The sequence below is a fragment of the Halomonas sp. KO116 genome (genome assembly GCF_000734975.2).
Classification (GTDB): domain Bacteria; phylum Pseudomonadota; class Gammaproteobacteria; order Pseudomonadales; family Halomonadaceae; genus Vreelandella; species Vreelandella glaciei.
On the sequence record NZ_CP011052.1, the window covers coordinates 2,577,167 to 2,598,862 of the forward strand.

General features: G+C 53.5%; 20 protein-coding genes and 1 tRNA gene. 15 read left to right on the top strand and 6 right to left on the bottom strand.

Translation table 11 applies throughout. From position 1 onward, the window contains the following. Positions 1–177: 177 nt before the first annotated feature. Positions 178–1,437 carry a 6-phosphofructokinase gene (locus tag KO116_RS11965; RefSeq protein WP_035558614.1) on the top strand — a complete coding sequence of 420 codons (1,260 nt, stop codon included), beginning with the start codon at positions 178–180 and terminating at the stop codon, positions 1,435–1,437. A gap of 85 nt (positions 1,438–1,522) precedes the next feature. On the opposite strand, the gene KO116_RS11970 is transcribed toward KO116_RS11965, so the two are convergent. Then, on the bottom strand, positions 1,523–3,238 hold the full coding sequence (locus KO116_RS11970; RefSeq protein ID WP_035558617.1) for a bifunctional protein-serine/threonine kinase/phosphatase: 1,716 nt from the start codon (positions 3,236–3,238) through the stop codon (positions 1,523–1,525). Positions 3,239–3,537: 299 nt separating this feature from the next. Between KO116_RS11970 and ppa the strand changes: the two genes are divergently transcribed. The 8 genes from ppa (at position 3,538) to purH (ending at position 12,470) form a co-directional block, all read left to right on the top strand. Continuing rightward, positions 3,538–4,068: an inorganic diphosphatase gene (gene ppa / locus KO116_RS11975; protein WP_035558619.1), complete on the top strand. Its 531-nt coding sequence runs from the start codon at positions 3,538–3,540 to the stop codon at positions 4,066–4,068. Between the two features lie 179 nt (positions 4,069–4,247). Beyond that, the gene (gene dsbD, locus KO116_RS11980; RefSeq protein WP_035558621.1) at positions 4,248–6,107 is read left to right on the top strand and encodes a protein-disulfide reductase DsbD; all 1,860 of its coding nucleotides are present in this window, start codon (positions 4,248–4,250) and stop codon (positions 6,105–6,107) included. A gap of 357 nt (positions 6,108–6,464) precedes the next feature. Beyond that, positions 6,465–6,929: an acetyl-CoA carboxylase biotin carboxyl carrier protein gene (accB, locus tag KO116_RS11985; protein ID WP_035558633.1), complete on the top strand. Its 465-nt coding sequence runs from the start codon at positions 6,465–6,467 to the stop codon at positions 6,927–6,929. 31 nt (positions 6,930–6,960) lie between these two features. Continuing rightward, entirely contained in the window at positions 6,961–8,301 is a 1,341-nt protein-coding gene (accC, locus tag KO116_RS11990) for an acetyl-CoA carboxylase biotin carboxylase subunit (protein WP_008956427.1), read from the top strand. 100 nt (positions 8,302–8,401) lie between these two features. Continuing rightward, complete coding sequence (gene prmA, locus KO116_RS11995) at positions 8,402–9,316, top strand: 50S ribosomal protein L11 methyltransferase (protein ID WP_035558636.1); 915 nt, start codon at positions 8,402–8,404, stop codon at positions 9,314–9,316. 99 nt (positions 9,317–9,415) lie between these two features. Then, entirely contained in the window at positions 9,416–10,468 is a 1,053-nt protein-coding gene (gene dusB / locus KO116_RS12000) for a tRNA dihydrouridine synthase DusB (RefSeq protein ID WP_082072581.1), read from the top strand. Beyond that, on the top strand, positions 10,465–10,803 hold the full coding sequence (gene fis, locus KO116_RS12005) for a DNA-binding transcriptional regulator Fis (RefSeq protein WP_035558638.1): 339 nt from the start codon (positions 10,465–10,467) through the stop codon (positions 10,801–10,803). Before dusB ends, fis begins: the two co-directional genes overlap by 4 nt. A gap of 50 nt (positions 10,804–10,853) precedes the next feature. Next, positions 10,854–12,470 (top strand): bifunctional phosphoribosylaminoimidazolecarboxamide formyltransferase/IMP cyclohydrolase, encoded by a 1,617-nt coding sequence (gene purH / locus KO116_RS12010; protein WP_179915198.1) that lies wholly within the window; start codon positions 10,854–10,856, stop codon positions 12,468–12,470. Positions 12,471–12,595: 125 nt separating this feature from the next. Here purH and KO116_RS12015 read toward each other — a convergent pair whose 3' ends face one another. After that, positions 12,596–14,053, bottom strand: a complete 1,458-nt coding sequence (locus KO116_RS12015) for an NAD-dependent succinate-semialdehyde dehydrogenase (RefSeq protein ID WP_035558642.1) — start codon at positions 14,051–14,053, stop codon at positions 12,596–12,598. Positions 14,054–14,172: 119 nt separating this feature from the next. Continuing rightward, positions 14,173–14,724: a GTP cyclohydrolase I FolE gene (gene folE / locus KO116_RS12020; protein WP_035558653.1), complete on the bottom strand. Its 552-nt coding sequence runs from the start codon at positions 14,722–14,724 to the stop codon at positions 14,173–14,175. Positions 14,725–15,065: 341 nt separating this feature from the next. Between folE and KO116_RS12025 the strand changes: the two genes are divergently transcribed. After that, entirely contained in the window at positions 15,066–15,629 is a 564-nt protein-coding gene (locus KO116_RS12025; RefSeq protein ID WP_035558657.1) for a hypothetical protein, read from the top strand. An 11-nt stretch (positions 15,630–15,640) separates the two neighbouring features. On the opposite strand, the gene KO116_RS12030 is transcribed toward KO116_RS12025, so the two are convergent. Together KO116_RS12030 and KO116_RS12035 are read right to left on the bottom strand one after the other, a co-directional pair. Continuing rightward, positions 15,641–16,615, bottom strand: coding sequence for a serine/threonine protein kinase (locus KO116_RS12030; RefSeq protein ID WP_035558660.1), 975 nt, complete (start codon positions 16,613–16,615; stop codon positions 15,641–15,643). A 54-nt stretch (positions 16,616–16,669) separates the two neighbouring features. Then, a complete protein-coding gene (locus KO116_RS12035) occupies positions 16,670–17,374 on the bottom strand; it encodes a ComF family protein (RefSeq protein WP_035558663.1) in 705 nt (234 codons plus the stop codon). 80 nt (positions 17,375–17,454) lie between these two features. Here KO116_RS12035 and KO116_RS12040 point away from each other — a divergent pair. The 3 genes from KO116_RS12040 (at position 17,455) to KO116_RS12050 (ending at position 19,542) form a co-directional block, all read left to right on the top strand. Further along, a tRNA-Leu gene (locus KO116_RS12040) sits at positions 17,455–17,539 on the top strand. A gap of 328 nt (positions 17,540–17,867) precedes the next feature. Then, on the top strand, positions 17,868–18,497 hold the full coding sequence (locus tag KO116_RS12045) for a hypothetical protein (RefSeq protein ID WP_035558664.1): 630 nt from the start codon (positions 17,868–17,870) through the stop codon (positions 18,495–18,497). A 58-nt stretch (positions 18,498–18,555) separates the two neighbouring features. After that, positions 18,556–19,542 carry a hypothetical protein gene (locus KO116_RS12050; protein ID WP_035558667.1) on the top strand — a complete coding sequence of 329 codons (987 nt, stop codon included), beginning with the start codon at positions 18,556–18,558 and terminating at the stop codon, positions 19,540–19,542. Positions 19,543–19,652: 110 nt separating this feature from the next. Here the strand turns inward: KO116_RS12050 and KO116_RS12055 are convergent, their stop codons facing one another. Continuing rightward, on the bottom strand, positions 19,653–20,414 hold the full coding sequence (locus KO116_RS12055) for an SDR family oxidoreductase (RefSeq protein WP_035558670.1): 762 nt from the start codon (positions 20,412–20,414) through the stop codon (positions 19,653–19,655). Between the two features lie 200 nt (positions 20,415–20,614). Here KO116_RS12055 and KO116_RS12060 point away from each other — a divergent pair, with 200 nt between their 5' ends. Both KO116_RS12060 and KO116_RS12065 read left to right on the top strand, forming a co-directional pair. Continuing rightward, positions 20,615–21,100, top strand: a complete 486-nt coding sequence (locus KO116_RS12060; RefSeq protein ID WP_035558673.1) for an FxsA family protein — start codon at positions 20,615–20,617, stop codon at positions 21,098–21,100. A 234-nt stretch (positions 21,101–21,334) separates the two neighbouring features. After that, a complete protein-coding gene (locus KO116_RS12065) occupies positions 21,335–21,628 on the top strand; it encodes a co-chaperone GroES (protein WP_008956441.1) in 294 nt (97 codons plus the stop codon). Positions 21,629–21,696: the final 68 nt, after the last annotated feature.

Below are 21,696 nucleotides of genomic sequence, written 5' to 3' on the forward strand. Positions count from 1 at the left end.
CGCTAATGCAGAGAGCCATTAATGCAGAGAGCCATTAATGCAGAAAACCAGGCTTTACGCTAAACTTTGCCGCATTACAGCAATGTGCTTTACCACCGACAATGCCGGTTAGCGTGTGTGGCGGTGATAAAACGATGTCGATTAATTTTATCCATTTTCAGGAGATGAGACGTTTCCATGGCCCAGCATAATGCTTTTTACGCCCAATCCGGTGGCGTCACCGCCGTGATCAACGCCAGCGCCTGCGGCGTTATCGAAGCCTGCCGTCAGGCACCCGATCAGATTGGCAAGGTTTACGCCGGTCATAACGGCATTATCGGGGCTTTAACGGAAGACCTTATCGACGTTACCCAAGAGAGTGATGAAGCGATTGCAGCCCTACGCCATACACCAGGCGGCGCTTTTGGCTCTTGCCGCTATAAGCTTAAAGACATTGATACTCACCGCGCCCAGTACGAGCGCTTGATCGAAGTCTTTAAAGCTCACGATATTCGCTACTTTTTCTATAACGGTGGCGGCGATAGCGCCGATACCTGCTTGAAGGTCTCTCAGCTTTCCGAGAAGCTGGGCTATCCGCTCACCGCCATTCACGTGCCTAAGACTGTCGATAACGACCTGCCGATTACCGACAACAGCCCAGGGTTTGGCAGTGTGGCCAAGTATATTGCCACTTCAACCCTGGAAGCTTCGCTGGATATCGCTTCCATGTGCGCTACCTCAACGAAAGTGTTTGTGCTTGAGGTAATGGGTCGCCACGCGGGCTGGATCGCCGCTGCCGGTGGTTTAGCGGGCGAAGGCGAAGGCGAGCCGCCGCACATGATCATATTTCCGGAAATTGCGTTTAACCGTAAAGCGGCCATGGCGCGGGTTGAAGAAAGCGTTAAACAATATGGCTACTGCGTGATCGTGGTTTCTGAAGGCGCGCGCTACGAAGATGGCACTTTCCTAGCTGACGCAGGCAATACCGATGCCTTTGGCCATCGCCAATTAGGCGGCGTCGCACCGACACTTGCGGGTATGATCAAGCAGGATTTGGGCTATAAGTACCATTGGGCGGTGGCCGATTATCTACAGCGCGCCGCGCGTCACCTGGCTTCAAAAACCGACGTTGAACAAGCCTATGCGGTGGGTCGCGAAGCGGTGACGCTGGCACTGGCAGGCAAAAATGCCATGATGCCCGCTATTCGCCGCATTTCTCAGTCACCTTACCAGTGGGATGTCATCTCCGCCCCGCTGTCTCAGGTGGCCAATAAAGAGAAATTTATGCCCCGCGACTTTATCAGCGACAACGGCTTTGCGATTACCCAGACGTGCCGGGATTACCTCTCACCATTGATCCAGGGCGAGGATTTCCCCCCGTTTGAGAATGGCTTGCCGAAAGTGGCCAAGCTGAAACTGGCAAAAGCAGAGCGCAAGTTGCCTACTTTTACGCTGTAAACACTCCGCGCAGCGAAACAAGCTGTGCGGTAATAAAAAACGGGGCGATGAATAATTTCATCGCCCCGTTTTTTATTGCTGACGACTAACGCAACAGCCAGGAAAGCACGAGCAGCAATAGCAATATACCTGCTACCCCCTGCCAGAAACGCCGCGGCTCCTGGCGGCTCTCTTCCCGGTTCGGCAACCGCCCCAGCGGCACCCTAAGGGCATGCAAGAACTCCGATAGACGCCTAAAGCGCAGAGCCCGCTGCGGATCCAAAGCACGGCGTAGCGCATCGTCCAAGTCCTGGGATATCTCAGGGTTAGTTGTGCGCGCGCTGCGGTAGGTTAATTCTTCAAGATCAGTATGGCTGCGCAGCCGATTGGGCGTCAACGTATAGGGCAAAGCACCGGTCAATAACCAGTAGGTCGTGGATGCCAGCGAGTACTGGTCACTGCGCCGACCAATGCTGTCGGCCAACGCATACTCAGGGGCGGTGTGCTCGTTAAAGCCAATTTGGCGGAGCAACTCACCCGAGTGGCGGTGCCCTTCGCCGTCGCGCATATGGCAGGCACTAAAATCAGTCAGCACCAGCTTGCCGTGCGGGTCGATCAGGATATTATCGGGATTGATCTGCTGATGAACAATTTCCCGGTGATGCAGCGCCTGCACCGCCTTACCCAGCTGGTTAGCAATATCTAAGCGCTGCGTTAAACTGGCTTGAGGATGGCGTTCGGCCCACTGTCGCAGCGTTTCACCTTCAATGTGCTGCATCAGGTAATAGAGATAACGGCGCGGCCGCGACGGCTCCATCACCTTGACCACAAACGGAGAATTGACGCGCTCGACCACCCACTGCTGAAGCAGGAAGTGCTCCAGATAAGCGTTGCGCAACGAAAGTTCCGGGCTGGGCGCTTTCATGACCATTTCACGTTCACTATGCACATCGCGGACGCGATAAACCCGCGACTGCGCCGTGCGAGACAGCACAGCGAGAACTTCAAGGCCGTCTAAACGCTCCCCTGGCGCCAGCTCGGGCGGAATCGGCAGGTCACCATAAAGCTGCCCGGGATGCTCTGTCACTTCGTCAGGCAACTCATCGATTCGCACCAACTGGAAGCAGAACTGATCGCCACCGTAGCCACGATCCTGGGCGCGCTGCTTCGCTTCATCGGCAAGCCGTTCGCAGGCGGCATCCAGATCACTGGCATCTTGGCGGATCAAGCGCACATAGTCGGAAGGCAGCAGCGTACCGCGCACACCCTGGGTGGTGAACAAGAACAGGTCACCCTGTTTGAGCGCTATATGGGTGTAATCGATATCAACACTGCCATCCATGCCCAGCGCCCGGGAAGGATAACGGTACCCCCCTAAGTCGGTGACATGATCACGACTCAACTGCTCAAACTCGGCCCCGCGCAAACGGAACACCAGCGTGTCGCCCATGTGAAACAGATGCGCTTCGCGGCCACGGAACACCATCGCCGACATGGAGGAAACAAAACTGCCCTCTTTCACATGCTGGCTTTGGCTATAGCACCAGCTATTGAGCGCGCGCAGCACTCTCGTCGCCGATGTTTTGACATCCCAGTGATCAGGGGTCGAGAAGTAATCGGCCAGAAAGCCGCGCACGCTTAAATCACCGGCCTGCTTGGCCATGGTATTACGTGAGATAGAGTCGCTGATGACGGCACAGCCACCTTTGGCGCGCAGCAGCGGCGCTTCAGGAAAGCGAACCGACATTGAGCTGCGGTGCAGGCGCCGGTCCGGCGCAACAAATGCTTGACCATAACTGATGAGCAACTGGGCGTGCGACAAGTCATCCTCCTAGGCTGCCGACTCGATCGAGGGACTTCACTGTCAATAAACCCTGCCTATGATACACGCAGCGAAGCAGAAACGATGCCCAACAAACGTCTCTATCGTATTAGCGCGCTTTTATATGCGCTCCTTTTTGATTTCCCACATAATAGGGCAACGGCTAAACCACACCGGCCCACCTATGTCGCATTGGTAATCGCGTAGTCATGTTCGTATAATTCTTCGCCATCAACGACTCTGTAACGATTACCTAACCTCTGCACGACTCAAGCCACAGTACTACCAAGGAATCAACGATGAACTTCGATAATATCCCTGCTGGAAAGGATCTCCCCAACGACGTTTATGTGGTGATCGAAATTCCAGCCAACCACGATCCGATCAAATACGAAATTGATAAAGACATGGGTGCGCTACTCGTTGACCGCTTTATGGCCACCCCCATGTTCTACCCCGCCAACTACGGTTTTATCCCGCATACCCTAGCCGACGATGGCGACGCCCTGGATGCGCTGGTCGTGACCCCGCACCCGGTTCAACCCGGCAGCATTATTCGCGCTCGTCCGGTAGGCATTTTAAACATGACCGACGAAGCCGGTGAAGATGCCAAGTTGATTTGCGTGCCCCACGCCAAGCTTAGCTCGCTCTATGATGACATTCAGGAAGTCACTGACCTGCCTGAGCTGCTGCGCCAGCAAATCGCCCACTTCTTCGAGAACTACAAAGATCTTGAAAAAGGCAAATGGGTAAAAGTTGAGTCCTGGGAAGGCGCTGACGCTGCGCGCAAAGCGATTGAAAAATCCGTTACCGCTTACCAGAAAGCGTAATCGGTTTGTACAGTTGCTTCTGTGTATGTGAAAAGGTCGCCTTCGGGCGACCTTTTAGGTTGTTAGGATTAACGCACCATTAGCGACCGCGTCACGTCACCGCAGCGTATACGCGAGAGATTCAAGGTTGCGGTATGCTATTTGTCCTAGCTTGCGATGCCATTGATTAAGGACGCACCGTGTTATCTCTTAAACGCCTGAGCCTACTTCCCTTACTTGTTTTTTTTCTTGGCTGGTTACCGCTGAGCGCACACGCCCAATGGTTTTCATCGTCTAGCAACCAAGATGAATTTTTACCGGTAATGGAAGCCTTTCAGCCTACCGCTTGGCACGATGGAGAAACGCTTTTTATCGGTATCGACATCACCGATGAGTACTATCTTTATCGGCATCAGTTTGCTGTCTCCAGTCAGACTGAGGGTATAACACTTGGCGAACTCAGCATCCCCGAAGGCACATTCACCAACGATGAATTCATGGGCGATGTTTACATCTTCCGCGACCAAGTGGTATTTGAAGTACCGATCAGCGCCCCCTACGCAGGCCCGCTAAACGTGGAGTTAACCTTTCAAGGCTGCGCGGATGCAGGGCTATGCTATCCACCGGAACGCTTGAGCCTACAAGCGAGTGAGACTGAGCCGCCCAGTCAATTTGCGAACTGGCAAGAAGGAGATAGCGCCGCTATTAAAACCGCTACCTCTACTTCACAGAGTGACTTCACAGGCCCCAAAAGCGAAGATAGACGCTTTAGCGCTTTGATTAGCAATGCGAGCTTACCGTTAGCGTTAGGACTGTTTTTTATTGCCGGTCTTGGGCTTACCTTTACCCCCTGCGTACTCCCAATGATCCCGATTCTCTCCTCAATCGTCGTCGGCCAGAACCCCACCCGCCCACGCGCCTTTGCCCTCTCGTTAAGCTATGTACTGGGCATGGCGCTGACCTACGCACTGGTCGGGGTCTTGATGGGGCTGTTCGGCGCCGGCCTTAATCTTCAGGCGCGCTTACAGTCGGCACCGGTGCTTATCACTTTCGCCGTACTCTTCACGCTCTTTGCACTGGCGATGTTCGGGGCATTTACGCTGAATCTCTCACCTCGCTTGGCCAACCGTATTGACGCTTGGCAGGCTCGCGCTCAGCGCAGTGGCCCAGCGGGTTTAGCGTTAGCAGGCGCGCTCTCAGTACTGGTGGTCTCACCCTGCGTCACCGCGCCATTGGCCGGAGCCCTGGTGTTTATATCCTCAACCGGCGATGCAGTCATGGGGGGTGCGGTGCTCTTTGCGCTGGGTCTTGGCATGGGCGTACCGCTTCTTTTAGTCGGCACCTTTGGCGCCACGCTGTTACCCCGTTCGGGCGCCTGGATGAATGGCGTAAAGATTGCCTTTGGCCTGTTGTTACTGGGCGTGGCAATTTGGATGATCGAGCGTTTAGTCGCTGCGCCCATTGCACTACTTCTATGGGCATCACTCGCGATCGGCACAGCACTCGCGTTGGGTGCATTGAATTTCAATCAGCCGCAAGGGTGGCCGCGGGCACGTCAAACACTAGGGGTTTTGCTGCTGGCGTGGGGTGTCTTGCTGGTCATTGGTGCCGCGCAAGGTGGCAGTAACCCGCTGCGCCCTCTTGCAGCCACCTCCAGTGTGTCCGGAGAGTCTCCAGTGGCAGAGCTTGATTTTATTGAGGTCGATAACCTTTCAGCGCTTGAGGCAGCCATCGCTCAAGCGAACAGTGCTAATAGGCCCGCGTTTGTTCACTTTACCGCTGACTGGTGTATTTCATGTAAGCTGCTTGAGCGCGATGTTTATCCTGACCCACGTGTTTCAGCGGCACTAGAGGGTTACACGTTAATTGCCGCAGACGTGACGCAGACCGACCCACAAAGTCGTGAGCTGCTGGATCAGTTCAATCTTTTCGGCCCGCCAAGCCTGCTGTTTTTCAGTCAAGGCAAAGAACTTCGTGATGCGCGCATTCAAGGCGAAGTCACCGCCGCCCAACTGCATGAACATCTTAAATCCGTTAGCCAGTGGCTTGCCAATAGTTGAGCCACCACCCTACGAGTCTTGCCCACTAAGACACTTAAGCAGCGTTCTGACGCGAATATCGTCAAACAGTTGTTTAAATCTACATTCAGCGACAGTTTAAGCACTGGCTAAGGCTGTCGCTGGACATCCTGGCACTTTTTCGGCAAACTCCGCTCCCATATTAGCTAAAAACTTCCTTTTTTAGGGGTGAGAACGGGGTAACGTTCGCTAACATGCAGCGTTCTCTTCATTTTTAAATTTGGTTTACTGCGCCTATAGATGAGCCGCGCAGCGCCGCACAGCGGCTCGCCTATAGGCCACGGTTACTGTGTGATTATTTCTCATAATCTTCTTTTATGACATTGATGGGGCTATGCCATGGATATCCGCAAAGTTAAGAAACTGATCGAACTGCTCGAAGAATCCAATATTAGCGAGATTGAAATTCAGGAAGGCGAAGAGTCAGTTCGCATCAGCCGTCATCCTAACGGCGCTTCTTGGCAGCCGCAGCCGATGCCGCAATATGCGCAGCATCCTGGCTACCAACCAGCCCCCGCTCCTGCCTCGGCACTTACCGCTGAAGCCGAGCCCCAGGGCGCCAGCTACCGTGGTGAAGCAGTCAATTCGCCGATGGTAGGTACCTTCTATCGCAGCCCAGCGCCGGGCGCCAAGTCGTTTGTAGAAGTCGGTGATAGCGTCAAGCAAGGCGATACCATTTGTATTATTGAAGCCATGAAAATGATGAACCAGATTGAAGCTGACCGCGACGGCGTGGTGGAAGCCATCCTGGTAGAAGATGGTGAGCCGGTCGAATTCGATCAACCCATGATCGTCATCGCTTAATCCTTCATTTTCAACACGGGTGGACTCTCCCATGCTGGACAAGGTACTTATCGCCAACCGCGGCGAGATTGCCCTCCGTATCCTACGGGCCTGTAAAGAACTGGGCATTAAAACCGTAGCGGTACACTCCAAAGCTGATCGTGAACTCATGCATGTTCGCCTGGCGGATGAAGCCGTGTGTATTGGACCGGCATCATCAGCGCAGTCTTACTTAAATATTCCGGCCCTGATCAGTGCGGCCGAAGTCACTGATTCGACCGCTATTCACCCCGGTTACGGCTTTTTGTCTGAAAACGCCAACTTTGCCGAACAGGTTGAGCGCTCGGGATTTACCTTTATTGGCCCCCGCGCAGAGACGATTCGCCTGATGGGCGATAAAGTCAGTGCTATCCAGTCGATGAAGGAAGCGGGCGTTCCCACGGTGCCAGGCTCAGACGGCCCCTTAGGTGACGATGATGCGACCAATTTAGCCACCGCGCGTCGCATCGGCTACCCGGTCATCATCAAGGCAGCCTCCGGTGGCGGTGGTCGCGGTATGCGTGTGGTACACACCGAAGGCCACCTGCTTTCGGCAATCACCGTTACTCGCACTGAAGCCCACGCCGCCTTTGGTGACGGCACGGTTTACATGGAGAAATTCCTCGAAAAACCGCGCCACGTCGAAGTTCAGGTGCTAGCCGATGGCCAGGGTAACGCGATTCATCTTTATGACCGCGACTGCTCACTGCAGCGTCGTCACCAGAAAGTGCTTGAAGAAGCGCCTGCGCCAGGCCTGGACCCGGAAGCCCGCGCCCAAGTGCTTGAAGCATGCCGCCAGGCGTGTATTAAGATCAATTACCGTGGCGCAGGCACCTTTGAATTCTTATACGAAGACGGCGAGTATTTCTTCATTGAAATGAATACCCGCGTTCAGGTAGAGCACCCTGTCACCGAGATGGTCACCGGCGTCGATATCGTTAAAGAGCAGCTACGCATTGCCTCGGGTCTACCACTGTCGATTCGCCAGGAAGATGTAAAGCTCAACGGCCACTCCTTCGAGTGCCGAATTAACGCTGAAGATTCACGCACCTTTATGCCCTCCCCTGGCAAGGTAACGCTGTTTCACGCACCGGGTGGCCTGGGTGTCCGTATGGACTCCCACCTCTACACCGGCTACACCGTGCCGCCGCACTATGACTCACTGATCGGCAAACTGATCACCTGGGGCGCCGACCGTGAAATAGCGCTGACGCGCATGCGCAATGCCCTTGACGAGCTGCTGGTGGAAGGTATTAAAACCAATATCGACCTGCAAAAGGATTTAGTTCGCGACAGCTATTTCCGTCAAGGCGGTGTCAACATTCACTACCTGGAAAAGAAACTCAGCAGTTAACGTCTTCCAGCGCTATGCTTGATGCCCAACGGGGTGGCCATGTCCACCCCGTTTTTGTCTTTACTGTATTTGCCTTTAATTCGCCCCGCGGAGACTCTCCATGCCCTGGCTTCAACTCAAAGCCCACGTTGCTCCCGAACAGGCAGAGTTCCTCGAAGAACTGCTGCTTGACGAAGGAGCGACGGCCATTGGCCTTCAGGACGCCCACGATGATCCGGTATTTGAGCCAGAGCGTGGCACTACACCGCTATGGGAAGATACCATCCTCACCGGCCTGTACGATGATCTGGAGGGCGTCGAAAGCATGTTGGAGCGTATTGAGGCGGCATGGTCCGAACAGATGCCTGAAGAGCCCTGCCCCACCATCGAATATGAGCTACTGGCTGACCGGGAATGGGAGCGGGAATGGATGGATGACTTCACACCGCTGCAGATGGGTCAGCGGCTGTGGATCGTACCAAGCTGGCACGAACCGCCCCATGCCGACGCCGTTAACTTGATTCTCGACCCCGGCCTGGCCTTTGGAACGGGCACGCACCCGACCACAGCGCTGTGTTTGGAGTGGCTGGATGAACTGGCCGTTGCTGGGCACTTAGCCCAGCAGACCGTACTGGATGTGGGCTGCGGCTCCGGCATTCTCGCTATCGCCGCGCTCAAGCTCGGCGCTAGCCATGCTGACGCCACCGATATAGACCCGCAGGCACTCCAAGCCAGCCGTGACAACGCCGAGCGTAACGGTATTGCCGAGCCGGATTTAACTCTTTATTACCCAGAGCAGTTAAGCGATGGCGGCGGCTATCCTGTTGTGACCGCCAATATTTTAGCGGGCCCGCTGGTTGAGCTTGCGCCAATGATTGCCGGGCATGTGGCCCTTGGCGGCCGCATTGCGCTATCCGGCATCTTGGCGAACCAGGCAAATGAGGTTTATGAAGCCTATGCCGCACAGGGAATCGCCATGGAGGAGCCAGTGATTCGCGAAGGCTGGGTGCGACTTAACGGCCAGCGTCCGCGTTAAAGCGGCAAACGGCCTTCACCCCATCACCGAGTAGGCGTATCATACGCCCCCTTGAAACGCCTACTCGCCGCTAGCCCAGCACACATAAAGCCTAACGCCATGACTGTAGCCAATGCACCAGCCACCAATGAGCCCGTCACCATTGGGACGTATGCATTACCCAACCGGGTAATTCTCGCGCCCATGGCCGGCGTCACCGACCGACCTTTTCGCCAGCTGTGTCGGCGGCTGGGTGCTGGCTGGGTGGTGGGGGAAATGGTGACGTCAGACCCCAGCTTATGGCACACGCGCAAATCGCAGCTACGGATGGACCATCGCGGAGAGCCCGACCCGCGCGTGGTACAAATCGCTGGCGGCGATGCCGAGATGCTCGCCCAGGCGGCGCGCTTGAATGCCGAACTGGGCGCCCAGATCATCGACATCAACATGGGTTGCCCCGCGAAAAAAGTCTGCAACAAAGCCGCTGGTTCGGCGCTCCTTCGCGATGAAGTCTTGGTTGCCGAGATTCTTGACGCAGTAGTCTCGGCGGTCGATATTCCAGTAACGCTGAAAATTCGCACCGGCTGGTGTGCCGAATCAAACAATGCCCTGCGAATTGCCCGCTTAGCTGAGTCAGCAGGCATTCAAGCACTCGCCGTACATGGCCGTCACCGCCAGCAGCGCTATACTGGACAGGCAGAGTACGACACGATTGCTGAGATAAAATCTCACCTCTCGATACCGGTGATAGCCAATGGCGACATAACAAGTCCGGAAAAAGCCGCCGAGGTACTCGCTTATACCGGCGCTGATGCCGTAATGGTAGGCCGTGGTGCTCAGGGCAACCCGTGGATATTTCAACAGATTAACCACTATCTTCAGCATGGGGAACGGTTGGCGCTACCCACCCTTGTGGAGCGCCGCCACGTGCTACACGGGCATGTCGAGGCGTTGCATGAGTTTTATGGCACGACTATGGGTGTGCGTATTGCGCGCAAACATGTCGGCTGGTACCTCAGCGACGACCCACGCTTTACGCAGCCTCAGCAGCGCGCGCTTAAGCAGCAGTTCAATGCGTTAGCGTCACCTGAAACGCAATTTGATTGGATCAACGACGTGATGGCCCCCGGTGCTGCCATACGTTTGCTAGCCAAAGGAAGCCATGCTGCATGACCGAACGCGATCTTCTCTCTAGCGACACCCGTGCCAGCGAAGGCTACTCCCATTTAACGGGCACGCTTGCGGATCCCGCTGCTAGCTCACCGCCACAGCCGCTTAGAGAGGCTGTTGAAACGGCAATGCGCCGCTACTTTGAGCATTTAGATGGCAGCCAAGCCAGCGACCTTTATGCCATGGTGATGGCCGAAGTAGAGGCACCATTACTCGCCTGCGTTTTGGAGCACACAGACGGCAACCAGACCCGTGCGGCGGATGTGCTCGGCTTGAACCGCGGCACCCTGCGTAAAAAACTCAAGCAATACGGACTTATCGAAGGTGACGCCCCCTAACCCTGGGGCGTTGTTATTTTCTATTCTCGACACTGCATACGAGCATTCTTATGGCTGATAATCCTCTCATGGCTGATAGTTCTTCCTTGACTGACAGTAGCGCCACCCCCGTCCGCCGCGCTCTTTTGAGTGTTTCTGATAAAACCGGCATTGTAGAATTTGCCCGTGGCCTGACTCAACATGGTGTTGAACTGCTCTCCACGGGTGGCACCTTCCGCCTACTGCAGGAAAATGCTATTGCAGTGAAAGAAGTGTCTGAACACACCGGCTTCCCCGAAATTATGGATGGCCGGGTTAAAACGCTGCATCCAAAAATTCACGGCGGCATCTTGGCGCGCCGTGGTCAGGATGATGCGGTCATGGCCGAGAACGACATCACCCCGATCGACATGGTGGTCGTCAACCTCTACCCATTTGCCGCCACAATTGCCAAGCCTGATTGCACGCTGGAAGATGCGATTGAAAATATCGATATCGGCGGCCCAACCATGGTACGCGCCTGCGCCAAAAACCACGCCTACACCACTATCGTGGTCAATAGCAGTGACTACGCGCGGGTACTAGGCGAATTGGCCGCTCAAGATGGCCAGGTGAGTCGCGCCACGCGCTTTGACTTAGCGGTAAAAGCGTTTGAACACACCGCTGGCTACGACGGCGCGATTGCTGACTACCTGGGTCGCCAAGTGAATGCTAGCGATAAGACCTTTCCTCGCACCTTTAACCTGCAGCTCAATAAAAAGCAGGACATGCGCTACGGCGAAAACCCGCATCAGCAGGCGGCTTTTTACGTTGACTCCCAGGCGAGCGAGCCTAGTGTCGCTACCGCCACAATGCTCCAAGGCAAACCCCTTTCGTATAACAATGTCGCCGATACTGATGCCGCCTTTGAATGCGTAAAAGCTTTTACAGAAACGGCTTGCGTGATTGTTAAGCACGCCAACCCCTGCGGCGTCGCTATTGGCGCAACCGCCTTAGCCGCTTACGACAAAGCCTTTGCCACCGATCCGACCAGTGCGTTTGGCGGCATTATCGCTTTCAATACACCGCTGGACGCCGAAACGGCCCAGGCAATTATTGATCGCCAGTTTGTCGAGGTGATTATTGCCCCCGGGGTCAGCGATGAAGCCGCTGCCATTGTGGCGAATAAGCAAAACGTACGCTTGCTGGACGTCGGCGCCCACTGGCCCGGCGAGCAGCAGCCTGCGCTGGACTTTAAGCGTGTCAACGGCGGGTTACTGGTGCAGGAACGTGACGACGGAATGGTCACCCGTGACAACCTGACGGTGGTCAGCCAGCGCGCCCCTAGCGAACAGGAGCTGCGTGATCTGGCTTTTGCCTGGCGAGTGGCCAAGTTCGTCAAATCCAACGCCATTGTGTATGCCAAAGAGGGCCAAACGGTGGGCGTTGGCGCGGGCCAAATGAGCCGCGTTTACTCGGCTAAAATTGCCGGGATCAAGGCCGCCGACGAAGGCCTTTCGGTGCCTGGTTCAGTGATGGCGTCTGACGCCTTCTTCCCGTTCCGCGACGGCATTGATGCCGCGGCAGCCGCAGGCATTACCGCCGTCATTCAACCGGGTGGCTCCATGCGCGACCAGGAAGTAATCGACGCTGCCAACGAAGCAGGCATTGCCATGGTGTTTACCGGCATGCGCCACTTCCGTCACTAAGGTCAGCCACGACGTTTAGCCACACTATCGGCATCAAACTGATGCTGTAAAAAACTAGCCCCCATCAGCAGCGCGCTGATGGGGGCTTTTTTACCCCGTCTTACTTAAAAAAGAACACTTAGGGCTCAGCCAAGATCAATACATAGATACTTGGTTTCGAGGTACTCTTCCAAGCCCTGATGGCCGCCTTCACGGCCTAAGCCTGAGGCTTTGACACCCCCAAACGGCGCAGCGGCATTAGAAATGGCGCCGGTATTAATCCCGACCATACCGTACTCAAGCGCCTCAGCCACGCGCCATACGCGGGAGAGATCACGCGAATAGAAGTAAGAAGCCAAGCCATACTGGGTATCGTTGGCCATTTCAATCGCCGTCTCTTCATCGTCAAACGGGAAGACAGCCGCGAGCGGGCCGAAGGTCTCTTCGTGGGCCACCTTCATCTTATCAGTCGCAAAACTGATCAGCGTCGGCGTAAAGAAGTTGCCACCCAACGGGTGCGGATGCCCGCCCAACAACAGCTCTGCACCATTATCGATGGCGTCCTGCACATGCTCACTGACTTTTTTAACCGCATTGCCATCGATGAGCGGACCGATATTAATATTCGGCTTAGTGCCATCGCCGACATGCAGCTCGCTGTTCATGGCAACCGCTAGCTTTTCGCAAAAGGCATTAATCACGCTGGACTGAACCAGGAAGCGATTAGTGCAAACACAGGTTTGCCCGGCGTTACGGAATTTAGCGGCCATGGCGCCTTCTACGGCGGCGTCTAAATCAGCATCTTCAAACACGATAAACGGCGCATTGCCGCCCAACTCAAGCGAGATCTTCTGCACGTGCTCCGCCGCTTGCGCCATTAGCTTGCGCCCTACTTCGGTGGAGCCAGTGAAGGTAATCTTGCGCACTTTGGGCGACTGGGTCATGGCTTGGGCAATATCGCTGGCACTGCCCGGCACTACGTTGAACACGCCGCGGGGAATACCGGCACGTTCTGCCAATAACGCGAGCGCAGTGGCTGAAAACGGCGTCTGGCTGGCAGGTTTAACCACGATCGTGCAACCTGCTGCTAGTGCCGCACCAGCCTTACGGGTAATCATCGCCGCAGGGAAATTCCAGGGCGTAATGGCCCCCACAACACCGACGGGCTGCTTAGTCACCACAATGCGCTGGTTAGCTTTAGCGGCAGGAATGGTTTCGCCATAAACGCGCCGCGCTTCTTCGGCAAACCAGCGCAGAAAACTGGCCGCATAGGCAATTTCGCCCGCCGCTTCCTTGAGCGGCTTACCCTGCTCATAGGTCATCAGCATGGCGAGATCCTGCTGATGCTCCATCATCAGATCGTGCCATTTCATCAGCAAATCCGCTCGCTCCTGAGCGGTAAGGGCACGCCACGCCGGTAGTGCAGCATCCGCCGCGTCTATCGCCCGCTCGGTCTCAACTTTTCCCAAGCGGGGAATATCGCCAATCGCTTCGCCGGTTGCCGGGTTTAATACGGTGATCTGTTCGCCGCTATCCGCCGCGACCCAACTACCGTCTATATAGGCAAAGGGGCAATACAGCTGTGTTTCTTTTAGCGCTTCCATGACAGACTCCTGACCAAAATGATGGCCTTATAGGCTCATTAACCTCTTCATGCTAAGACGAAACACCCCTTTAGACCAAGCTTACCGCGTGCTTTACTCGCTAATTACCGACAGTTGACTCAGTTAATCAGCATTAAAAACTCTTGCCGAGTCGCCTGATTACTACGAAAACTACCCAGCATTACCGATGATGTCATACTGGAATTTTGCTTCTCTACGCCACGCATCATCATGCAGAGGTGACGCGCCTCAATGACCACAGCAACGCCCGTTGCCTGAGTCACTTCCTGAACAGCATCTGCAATCTCACGGGTTAAATTCTCTTGGATCTGCATACGGCGTGCAAACATATCGACAATACGGGCAAACTTAGACAATCCTAATACTTTACCGTTTGGCAGATAGGCAATGTGGCATTTACCGATAAAAGGCAGCAGGTGGTGTTCACACATTGAGTAGAGCTCAATGTCTTTCACCAACACCATTTCATCCGTTTGCGATGCAAACACCGCACCATTAACGATCTCATCCAAAGACTGAGAGTAGCCTGCATTCAAAAACTGCATAGCCTTGGCTGCACGTTTCGGCGTATCTCGTAGCCCTTCACGGTTTGGGTCTTCGCCTAGTGCTGAAATTATCTGGCGATAGTGCTCGGCGATATCATCGGACATATTAAGCCTCTTCAAAAACTGTATCAAAACCGTGCGCAATCGCGTCCAAACGGTCACCTAGGTCTCTAACCCTTTGCGCATGAAAAAAGTAAAACGACTACTAGAGGGACGTTAACCAACGTCTTTCTCTACCCAAGTTGTACAAAAAGTATACTTTTCATAAAAAACGCACAACAAATATTAATTAATTCCATTATTTTACCGCATCTCGCCTGCTGTTGGCTTCTCTAACTGCGGCAGAGCGCCGCGGTGCTCACTTTGCAACCTAGGGGCCTGTGCTATGATAAATCATTATTATTGATTGCCTTTACTTCTTCAGGCACCACCATTGAGAGTTCGCCATGTCATTTAAGCCAACGCCCTTTTGGTTAACCGCCATTGCGGTCCCCTTTTATTTCGCCACACCGCTACCTTCTTTCGCCGCAGAAGCGACACTTTCACTGCCCAATGAAGCGACTGTTGGCGTTGAGGTTGTTGAAGAGCTTACCTTTGAGTCAAACCAAGCACGTCTTAACGACATATTGCTACACCCCACTCAAGCTGAGAGAGCTTCGCACTCGCTGCCGGAATATTGCGTCATCGTGGGCAATGCCCAATTAGTCGATGAGCGCATTCGTGTTACCACAAAAGATGCCACCTGCATTGAAACACACGATGCTGACAGTGATATTTTTACGGGTGAATTCAGCGCCAGCGCGTATGCCGAAGATGGCCAATATGGCATCGCGTGCGAAGACACTCCGTGTACGCTTTCTCCTGGGCAAACTTTCGTTCTCACGCTGAATGAGTCCCTAGAGATTAAAGAGCAGGACAACCCCTCTGAAGAATTGAACGAGCAACGCCGCCAAGTTGACGGAGAAGGCGTCGCTAACCCCGTGCCCCGCGAAGAGGCCGTACCAGATTAAATCGCCCCTATTTACGCCAGCCAGCGGGGATTGTCTAACTGCAGGCACTGCTGCTCTAATTGGCGGATATGCTGATCCCAATAGCCACTATCCGCCAACCAGGGAAAGGCACGGGGAAAAGCGGGATCATCCCAGCGAGAGACCAGCCACGCTGAGTGCCTAATTAAACGATAACTTCTCAGTGGTTCTATCAACGCCATCTGATCAGTAGGAAATGAGCATGTTTCCTCATACCCTTCGGTAATTTCACTTAGATATGATCGCCACCCCTGGGGGTCATCCGTGGGCAGTAGCATCCAGATATCCTGCATAGCAGGCGCCATGATACAGTCGTCAAAATCGACCAGCGTAAAGTCCTCATCACGCCCCAGCACATTGCCCAAATGGCAATCACCATGGCAGCGAATCATGCTACTGGCGGGCACCGTATGTTTTACAAGCTGCTGATGCACCTTTTCAATGACACGGTCGTAGGCCCGGCGCTGATGACGGTTCAGCCAATTACTGGCCAGCACTCGCTGCTGAGCATCTAAAATACCACTCGCCATTTCTAGCCGAGGACGGTGCTGAAACGTTTTTTTGGCCGACACTTTATGCAACCGCCCTAACACCTGCCCCATGGCAAATAAGTGCGATGGATTATCTAACTCTGGCGCCTGGCCTGGGCAATGGGGAAACAGCGCAAATCGATACGCTTTAAAAGAGTGTAACGACACACCCGCCCTATCACGCCAAGGCGCAACTACCGGCACCTGCTGACTAGCGAGCTCCTGTAAAAAATCGTGCTCTTCCTGAATCGCCGCGTCTGACCAACGATCAGGTCGATAAAATTTAACGATCCAGTTTTTGCCGTCGCCATCACGAAACAACAGCACACGGTTTTCATAGCTATTTAGCGCAAAAGGCTCGCCCGCAGGCCAGATATCCAGCGACTCCACTGCAGACATCACTAAATCAGGCGAAAGAGAGCTAAACGGGTGTGACATAGGCCACTCCTGGGTTGGCGAAAGCGCTATTGAGTAAGCGAAAAGACTATTCTATCAATCCTTACCCAGGGGTGTCCGCGCGGTCGCCCAAATATCCACACGCTCTGCTCCCGCATCTAACGCCGCGCGCGCCAGTGCGTGCCCCGTTGAACCCGTCGTAACAACATCATCGATTATTAATAAATGCGCCGGGGGCGGTGATTCAAAGACAAAGGCACCCGCCAGATTGGCAACCCGTTGGCGGCGATTCAACGTGCGCTGGGAGGGAGAATCCTTTACTCGCCTGGCAGACACCAATGGCACACCAAGCTGGCGACTGAGTCTCTCGGCTAACCACTGCGATTGATTAAATCCTCGCGCCCGCGCATGCGCTGGGTGCATAGGTACCGACAACAGTGCGTCTGCTTGGGTAGGCGGCGGCGTTAATACCATTAACTCTGCTAACAACGTACCCGCCCGCGGAGAGGCGTGAAATTTAAAATCATGTACCAGCTCTTTAATAGACCCCTGATATAAAAGCCCCGCTTGGGTGGTCGAAAATGCCGGTGGGTCAATTAAACAGTGCCCACACAAGCTAGCCCCATGGGAAACAGGGTCACCGCACTGGCGACAGGCATGCAGGTTCCACGGCAGCCCGACCAAACAGGCGGTGCACCACCCCCGCCCCGCCAAGGCGGGTGCCAAACAAAAGGCGCAATAGCCAGGCAGGGCCTGCTTTAGCCAATGGCCGCCACGTTGTAGCCATTGTTTTACCTTCATGCCTTCTCCCCGATCGAGGTAGTAATATTAAACTCATGGTTGACTTCTATCACGAAGTTGATAATATACGCCTCGTCTTAGCGGATGTGGTGGAATTGGTAGACACGCTAGATTTAGGTTCTAGTGCCGTAAGGTGTGGGAGTTCGAGTCTCCCCATCCGCACCAATTAGTTTTTATTTTTCAATAAGTTAGATTTACCCCCCTTCAAAATACCTTAATACTTACCTAGATTAGGTGAGATTAGGGCTTTTTTTGCGTTTTTATCCCTCGCTTTAAATCATTAATGGCTCAATGCCATTTTTTCCGTGCTTAGTATTTGCCAAATTACATACTTTTAACAGGCTGACTTAGCTCCTCTTTTCCGCTAGGCTCTGTTAAAACGACTAACCGGATACTCGTCTATGCCTCAATGTGAAATGGCTTACTGCGAGTAATTGACACCAATACTATCGCCAATGACTACCTCCAATAGCTATGAGAAGGATCTCTAATAATGGAATGGCTCAACGATAATGCCCAAGCCATCTCGGCAATAGCAAGTATTTGCACCCTCTTCGTCTGGGTTTTCTATGCCCAATTGCTTTATAACGGCTATGTCCGCCAACGTCGCCCTCGAGTGATCATTAACCGTGGCAAAGGGATTGGTGTGGATGCTATTTGCTTAATCAGCAATATGAGCAGCGAAGCAATCTATGTTCAACACCTTGTGGCGGTGCTGCATACTCAAAAAAAGAGTTACTCTCTGGATGTGGTGGAGTACCAGCAACACGGCAGCGAACAACAGGAAGCCAGCTACCGCACCCATCAAGGCCCGTTAGCATCGGGGGATTACCTTAATATTCAGTCGTTTGGCGACATTGTCAATCAGGTTAAGCAATATTGGGAAATTGATGACAGCCTGCTTCATGAGCAGAATATACAACTCGAAATTCGTGTCATTGCCATTTACGGCTCTGAAGATATGCCCACTGGCGCCTCGAGGTCTTTTGATCTTGATCTAGACGCATCGCCCAACCGCCAGCTTATTCCGGCTAGCGTTGACACAGACCGACTCAATAGCCGTGGCCAACGTAAGCGCGTACTTGAATGGGCAAAAGAGATCGAGACTCATAAAGCACGTTAAACCCTTACCTTTGCAAAGCTGATATTGAACAGCGAGCACCTTTGATTGAGACCATTCGATGCATAAAATCCTAACCTTCTGCTGGCTCGGCATAATGACCACGGTTGCGGCTAGCGCTTATGCCGAAGAGGCTGACAGTGACCTACCTGCCTGGGCAGAAGAGCGCGTTGAACCGTTTCGTGAAAGCGTAGGTAATTGGGTAGATAACACGTCGCGCCGAATTGATGGTTTCTTTGGCACCGACGACCATATGCAGACCAAGAACGAGTCTTATCTTCGTTTTGGCCAAGAAATCGATTGGATGGAGGGGGATGGTACGCGCGGCGATACTTCACTTCGTTACCGTATAGACCTACCTACCTCGGAAGAACGCTTACGTCTGGTGATCGAGAGTGATCCTGAAGAGTCGCAAGGTACACTTGAAGAGCAAGGATCAGGGCGTCTTGCCAATGACCAGCGCGACCGCCGTAGCTCTACGTTAGGCCTGGATTGGCTAGAAAGTCGTGACAAGCGCGAAAATTGGAGCAACCGCGTTGGCGCTGGTATTCGTCTGCGCCTCCCTCTGGATCCTTATGTTCGCTTTACCAGCGAACGGCTGTGGCAGCTTGGTGAAGGGCCTTGGCAGCTTGAATCGAACAACCGGGTTTCCTGGTTTAACAATGAAGGCTATTCGGCACGAACGCGCTGGGATATCGGCCGCCAATTGAGCGAACGCCGCCATTTGCGGTTTATTTCTACGGTTCAGTGGCGCGAAGAGGAAGATAAGCTGGAATACAGTGAAATTGCCGAAATCAATCACCGCATTAACCGCCGCAGCGCATTGCGCTACTCGGCAATTGCTATCGGTGAAAGCGCTTCAAATCCTCGTATGACTAACTACTACCTGCAAACACGCTATCGCCGCGACATCCATAAAGGCATTTTATTTGCCGATGTGATTCCGGAACTGCATTTTCAACGCGATGTTAGCTATGACCCACGCTGGGCCATGACACTGCGCTTGGAGATGTATTTTCAGCGAAAGATTAGTCGCGACTATTTTTAAGCTCGGTTTTTAAGAACAGATTTTAAGCACGGCCTTTTAAGGGGACTCTTTTAACCGTGCACAATGGGCGGCCATGCTAGGCCGCCCATTCTGGTTACAGCAAGTAAATGCTACAGCCGCAACCCACCATCGCACTCAATCATACGCCCGGTGAAATAGTCGTTTTCAAGAATAAACGCAACGCTTTGAGCAATATTATCCGGATCACCCAGGCGTTTTAGCGGCACGCTTGATGAGATACGTTCCAATATATCGGGCCGCATTGAGGCGGTCATTTCGGTAGCCACAAACCCTGGGGCCACGGTGCCTGTCCGAATACCATAGCGCGCTAACTCTTTGCTCCAGGTGACCGTTAGCGCATGTACGCCAGCTTTTGCAGCGGCATAGTTGCTTTGCCCCATATTACCTGCCCGGGAAATGCTGGAGATATTGACAATCACACCCTCATGCACCATTTCGATCATCTGCGTGGCAGCCTCGCGACCACACAGAAAAACGCCGGTTAAATTGACGTTTATGACGTTTTGCCATGCCTCCAACGACATGCGTTTTTCCACTTGTCCCTCTTTGGCCTTTACCAGTAGTGCATCCTGAGTAATGCCCGCATTATTAACGCAACCGCTGATCGGCCCCATACGCTGAGCAATATCGGCAAACGCTTGTGTCACAGAAGCCTCGTCTGCAACATTCACCACAAAGGCTTGAGCATCGACCCCTTCTGTAGCAAGTGCTGATACCGCTTGATCAAGCGCTTCAGCGCTCATATCCAACAGCGCCATGCGTGCGCCTTGCTTACCCAGGCGCAGTGCCATGGCATAACCCAATCCACGCGCCCCACCGGTGACGGCGATTACTTTATCGGCAAGTACCATTATTGACTCCTTACGAGAAATACAACCAGTTCATTGTGCATTGCAGCATAGAGGAATTATGGGCATTAATCGAGCTACATCGCCGCTGGAAGGCGCAATGTTAGCTGCTTGCTATTTACATTCATGTCACCATATTACGCAATTAAGACGGTTATCGAGTCGCTATTTCTAGCTATTTCTAGCGTTTTCTGGAGTTAGTCATGCCTATTCTTATTTTTATATCACTGTTCACCCTACTTGATTTTGTGGTGCTTTTTTCGATGGGTAGCCAAATAGGGCTACTCACTACCCTGCTCCTAGTACTTGGCACAGGCTTTGCCGGGTTACATCTTATTCGTAAAGAAGGCGTATCAACCTTTGCACGCGCGCGTCAGCGTATGCAGGCCGGCGAAATTCCTTCTAGTGAGCTATTGACTGGCGCCGCGCTTATTTTTGGTGGTGCCTTATTAATGGCGCCAGGCTTTTTATCTGATGCGCTGGGCCTTGCATGCCTGATACCTAGCGCACGCCAATTGATGTTTAAAGCACTTACTTGGCTAGGTCTGAAAAAAATCGCCAGCCAGCAGCAAGACCCCAACGCTTCCTCGGCCCGACCAAGGGACTACCACACCCCAAACACCTCCCAACAGAAAGGTCCGATTGAGGGTGATTTTATTAGCAGAGACGAGCCCCCACGCCGCGACTAAGGCTCGGACTGGAAGAAAATTGCTAAAAAAGCAATTTTTTCTTACTCGCCCCCTTGAAAGACCAACCGCAGCCCCCATTTTTCACCCAGTACACAAATTCGGCAGCGATCTAGACGGTAGCTGCCATTAACAAGGAAGACCGTGAGGTCTTCACTTCTCGCGGGTCACTCCCTCGAGAACACTTTTAGACTAACCGCCCTCATCAGGGCTTCAACCCTACTCAGGAGAACGTGAATGAATATCCGTCCTTTGCACGATCGTGTCATCGTCCGTCGCGTTGAAGAAGAGCAGAAAACCGCTGGCGGCATCGTGCTTCCGGGCAATGCAGCAGAAAAGCCGACGCGTGGCGAAATTCTTGCTGTCGGTAATGGCCGCATTCTGGAAAATGGCGATGTCCGCCCTCTCGACGTTAAAGTTGGCGATAACGTGATCTTTAAAGATGGCTACGGCGTTGAGAAACAGAAAGTCGACGGCGAAGAAGTCTTGATCATGAGCGAAGCCGATATTCTTGCGGTTGTTGAAGGCTAACAGTCGTTGCGGCTCACATTTGATTGATGAGCGCCTCGATTATTTACTTTCACGTTTTTGCATTCAAT